Origin of the sequence: Methanocalculus sp. (genome assembly GCF_029762515.1) — an archaeon.
Taxonomy (GTDB): Archaea; Halobacteriota; Methanomicrobia; order Methanomicrobiales; family Methanocorpusculaceae; genus Methanocalculus.
Genome location: NZ_JARVGN010000176.1, coordinates 1 through 4569 on the forward strand (window position 1 = coordinate 1; position 4569 = coordinate 4569).

Here is a 4569-nt window from a genome sequence, read left to right on the forward strand (position 1 = left end):
CGTTGTAAATTCATGGGTTTCGCCCTCAATGCCTCCCTTCAGGTTGTCAGCGGTCGACTGGATCAGACCTGCGATCCTGAGGAGCCTGCGTGCATGGATCTCCTCTGCCTTCGATGCAGCACGGAAGAGCTTTGCCACATTTGAAAACCCGTCTTCCTGGGCTTTTTCTGCAAAAATTGCGTACTTTCGGTTCGCCTGTGACTCGCCGGCGAATGCTTCCATAATATCCTGTTCGGTTGCCATACCAGTTCAATGGCAGTTCAACAGGAAAAATGTTTTGGCTCAACCGAACGACATCCTTAACCACAACCACCCATAAACCAGAATACCATGAAAGTGCAGCCGGAGGCACGCCTGATCCGTGAGATACCTGAGATAGATCGGCCACGTGAGCGGATCCGGACGCGTGGGGCGCCCACCCTCTCAAATGGCGATCTGATTGCTGCGATCATCGGACGGGGAATCGCGGGGCGTGATGTCACCACCCTCTCTGATGAGATTAGCACGTGCCTCGATAGAAAAGGCATGGCCGTAACCTGTGAAGATCTCATCGCAATTCCAGGGGTAGGCGAAGCAAAAGCATGCCAGATACTGGCTGCATTTGAGCTGGCACGTCGGATGCAGGAGAGAACATACCGCCCGAAGATCACCTCCCCCGAAGACGCACTCCCCTATGCCGAGGATATCAGGTTGGAACGGCAGGAGCATGTCATCTGCATCACCCTGAACGGGGCGCACGAATTGATCAAAAGACGGACAATAACAAAAGGGATCTTAAACCAGAGCCAGATCCATCCCCGTGAGATCTTTGCAGATGCGATAACGGATCGAGCCGCATCCATCATCATCATGCATAACCATCCCTCAGGGAATGTTACACCCAGTTCTGATGATATTGCCGTGACTAAAAAGCTTGCAGAAGCAGGCGAGGTTCTCGGGATCAGGCTGATCGATCATATCATCGTTGCCGAGAACGGCTTCTGCTCACTCCATGGAGAAGGATATTTCTAATTGCGGGCTTATTCTGATTTTGCTCTGCGGACAGCTTCGCCGAGTGCATACCCTTTTGCATATGCCTCTTTTAAAAGCTCCGGCCGCGTGTTGAGGTCCTTTATCGTATCCATATCATCCCGAAGCAGGCTGTCCCACAGTGGACAATCGATGATCTCACCGAATGCATGTATCGTCTGGAGAAGTCCTGAGAAGAGATTTTTAATATTCATCCCGGCAATCGAGAGGAGGAGCATCTTCCGCACCTTCCGCTCACCAGGTGTGATCAGCGGTTCCTTCCGCTCATATTTTGCCATATAAAAGACCTGGAACCGGTCAATAAACGACTTCAGGGCTCCAGGCACACCCATCGTCATGACAGGAGTTGCAACGATCAGTCCGTCTGCATCCCTGATCAGATCATAGTAATTCTGCATCTCATCCTTAATCGCACACCGGGGTTCTGCCTTGCAGACAAAGATCTCCATGCAGGGCTTGATCGAAAGGCCGGGCACCCAGACAAGCTCGACCGTGCATCCGGCCTCCTCTGCTCCACGGATCGCTTCCCTGAGAAGGATGGCGGTATTCCCATCTCTTCTGGGGCTTCCAAGCAGTGCCACAAGATTGCATTCCATATGAAGGATTCTCGCAATCAGAACAGATAAAAGTGTTCTTTATTGCCTCAGAAAAGTGGAGATTCGGTACCTTCACAATGGTTAAATAGGGTCAACACCCATTGAGATTTTGGTGAAACACCAATGTCAAATCCAGAAGAACGTTGTGAAATTGTAAAGGCAGGAACAAAAGCAAACCCCGGCAAGTACGTATGCATTGACTGCGGTGCCGAGATGACCCTGACTCATGCCGAGGAGGATCTCAGGAAATGCCCGACCTGCGAATGTGCAGAGTACCAGTGCTTCCCGATGACCCACATCAGGCCTGATATCAAGACTGCTGAAGATGTGAACAACCCTCCAAAACGTGGTGGATCAAAGATCTGAGTGCTGCATACCTAAATGCAGCCGGAACCGCGGTTTTGGATAGAAGAATGAGGTGATGAACAATGGTAAATGTATCCAGTGAAGGGCAGATCTTCACCTGTGAGATCTGCGGAAATGTCGTCGAGGTCAAAGAGGCCGGCGGTGGCGAGCTGATCTGCTGCGGCCAGCCAATGGAACTTGAGGAGTGATCTCGTATGAGCAAAAAGAAAGATGACCTCAAGTCACTCGAAGAGAAGATCGGGAAGGTACCGGTCTTCTTCCGTGGGCTGATGGAGAAGGAGCCCGAGATGTTTGAGATGGTCATGAAGTTCGACCAGCATATCTGGGCAGACGGTGCTCTTGACAAAAAGACGAAGAAAGTACTGGCCATCGCCATTGCAGCAGCCCTCAGGGACGAGCATGCAGTACGGGCCCAGCTTGCCGGTGCAAAACAGCTTGGCGTAACCAAAGAGCAGATTGAAGAGGGTCTCAGGGTCACGTTCATGCTCTCCGGGATGCCCGCATATGTCTATGGCAAAAGTGCCATGGAAGAGATAATGAAGGAGTGACTGACTATGTGTGATGATATGGATATGTACTGCGACTGTGGACCTTCTATGCCCACAATTGGCCAGGAGGCCCCTGATTTTGAGGCGATAACAACCCATGGTCCGATGAAGCTCTCCGACTTCAAAGACAAGAAATGGGTCGTCCTCTTCTCGCACCCCGCAGACTTCACCCCGGTCTGCACGACAGAATTTATCGCACTTTCCGAGGCAAATCCAGAATTTGAGGCATTAAATGCACAGCTTGTCGGCCTCTCCATCGACAGCATCCACTCCCATCTCGCATGGGTCCGGAATGTAAAAGAGAAGATGGGAGTGAAAATTCCATTCCCGATCATTGCAGATCTTGACATGAATGTAGCATCGCTCTTTGGCATGGTTCATCCGGGCCAGAGTACCACCGCTGCTGTCCGTGCAGTCTTCTACATCGATCCCCAGATGATCATCCGGGGCATACTCTACTACCCACTCTCAAACGGGCGCTATATCCCTGAACTGGTTCGTCTCTTAAAGGCATTCCAGACAAGCGATACCCACGGGGTTGCGACACCCGCGAACTGGCAGCCAGGCGACAAAGTTGTTGTTCCTGCGCCAAAGACCGTGGAACAGGCAGAAATCCGTGACAAAGAAGGGTACGAATGCAAGGACTGGTACCTCTGTTTCAAACAGATCTAACTCCTTTTTTATAAAAAGACCCTTCCTTAAAACCCCTGATTATGGATCTCTCCGTTGAAAAGAGATGAAGAGAGGGGAGCAGAGATGTGTTCACGCTATACCATCATCGGAACCCGAATACTCAGGGAGCGGTTTGGTGGAACAACAATTCCTCCACGATACAATGCAGCACCCGGCCAGCGCCTTCCGATCATAACGTTGGATGAGCACCTGACAGAGGCGGTCTTTGGGATCGTAAGATGGGGCGGAGGGCGCCGGATTAATGCCCGGATCGAAGGTCTGGAAGAAAAATCCTGGGGAAGAGAAGATCGCTGCACCATCCCGGCAAGCGGCTTTTTTGAGTGGAAGACTGAAGGAGCCCGGAGGCAGCCCTATTACATCTCATTCCCGGAGAGAGAGCTGCTTGCATTTGCAGGAATCTATGACAGGGAAAGAGATGCGTTCTGTATCGTGACAAAAGCAGCAGTCGAACCGGTGAGCAGCATTCATCCGAGAATGCCCTATGTTCTGACAGAGGTCGGGGAGAGGGAATGGCTCACGGGGAGGACACCTCCCCCCTCAGATGAGAAAATTGAGATATATCCGGTATCAAGAGAGATCAACAATCCCGCTGCCCCGGATGAACCCTCCCTGATCCGGCGTCCTGAGCAGCATGACTGGTGGTGAGAAAAAATAAAATTGGAGAGAAAAAGAGCGACTGGCACTCTCACATAATATGAATAAATTCCTCGACGATTGCCCTTATCTCCTTCTCTTTCGCATAGATCCGCTCACTCAGCCCTTTATCCTGGAAGTTTCGGAGCTGATTGATAGTTGAATCGATGAGAGCGGGAGGGAATATGCCATCTGCCTCGAATATAGCCCTTTTTGCTTCAAGGATATCCGCTGATTCGACACAGGATGCGGGAAGCTGTTTCAGTGACTTCAGTTTCTCAGCATTCTTTGGATCGAAGATATTGCCATCAACATAGAGATCACGTGCCCTCTCAAGAGCATCAGGCATCCGGATACCATAAAGCGATGCCACAACAAGCCCTGCTGCAATATTATAGACATCGGCCGAACCATCAGGCGTCCTGAGTTCAATCGTCTGTTTCCCCATCCTTTTTATCTCAGCAGGTGGAGCGTCGGGATTTGCATCACGGATCATATTACCGTCACCAATCCAGCCAAGCGGGACACGGACAACAACGGATCGGTTCCGATCTCCCCAGCAGACATTGGTTGGCGCCTCCTGGTGTGGCACAAGGCGCAGGTATGATGTCGGGATGGTATTGCCAAATGCGGTCAGGGCATCCGAACATTCAAGCAGGCCTGAAATCATCTTCTTTGCAAAGTCCGAAAGCCCGTTCTCTCCG

Annotated in this window: 8 protein-coding genes and 1 pseudogene; 6 read left to right on the top strand and 3 right to left on the bottom strand. The window is 51.2% G+C overall.

Translation table 11 applies throughout. From position 1 onward, the window contains the following. A partial coding sequence (locus QCH34_RS07255; protein WP_300332306.1) for a rubrerythrin family protein occupies positions 1–243 on the bottom strand: 243 nt, incomplete at its 3' end. A gap of 87 nt (positions 244–330) precedes the next feature. On the opposite strand from QCH34_RS07255, the gene radC reads away from it, so the two are divergent. Continuing rightward, a complete protein-coding gene (radC, locus tag QCH34_RS07260; RefSeq protein ID WP_300332308.1) occupies positions 331–1011 on the top strand; it encodes a DNA repair protein RadC in 681 nt (226 codons plus the stop codon). Positions 1012–1019: 8 nt separating this feature from the next. On the opposite strand, the gene QCH34_RS07265 is transcribed toward radC, so the two are convergent. Continuing rightward, positions 1020–1625: a flavodoxin family protein gene (locus tag QCH34_RS07265; RefSeq protein ID WP_300332310.1), complete on the bottom strand. Its 606-nt coding sequence runs from the start codon at positions 1623–1625 to the stop codon at positions 1020–1022. 123 nt (positions 1626–1748) lie between these two features. Here QCH34_RS07265 and QCH34_RS07270 point away from each other — a divergent pair, with 123 nt between their 5' ends. The 5 genes from QCH34_RS07270 (at position 1749) to QCH34_RS07290 (ending at position 3877) form a co-directional block, all read left to right on the top strand. After that, positions 1749–1991, top strand: coding sequence for a hypothetical protein (locus QCH34_RS07270; protein WP_300332312.1), 243 nt, complete (start codon positions 1749–1751; stop codon positions 1989–1991). 62 nt (positions 1992–2053) lie between these two features. Further along, entirely contained in the window at positions 2054–2179 is a 126-nt protein-coding gene (locus QCH34_RS07275; RefSeq protein ID WP_292737317.1) for a desulfoferrodoxin FeS4 iron-binding domain-containing protein, read from the top strand. A 6-nt stretch (positions 2180–2185) separates the two neighbouring features. Beyond that, complete coding sequence (locus QCH34_RS07280) at positions 2186–2539, top strand: carboxymuconolactone decarboxylase family protein (protein WP_300332315.1); 354 nt, start codon at positions 2186–2188, stop codon at positions 2537–2539. 6 nt (positions 2540–2545) lie between these two features. Then, complete coding sequence (locus QCH34_RS07285; RefSeq protein ID WP_300332317.1) at positions 2546–3211, top strand: peroxiredoxin; 666 nt, start codon at positions 2546–2548, stop codon at positions 3209–3211. An 84-nt stretch (positions 3212–3295) separates the two neighbouring features. After that, complete coding sequence (locus QCH34_RS07290) at positions 3296–3877, top strand: SOS response-associated peptidase (protein ID WP_300332319.1); 582 nt, start codon at positions 3296–3298, stop codon at positions 3875–3877. Positions 3878–3917: 40 nt separating this feature from the next. Here QCH34_RS07290 and QCH34_RS07295 read toward each other — a convergent pair. After that, positions 3918–4569 (bottom strand): annotated as a pseudogene (locus tag QCH34_RS07295) (glutamine synthetase); the annotation flags it as partial.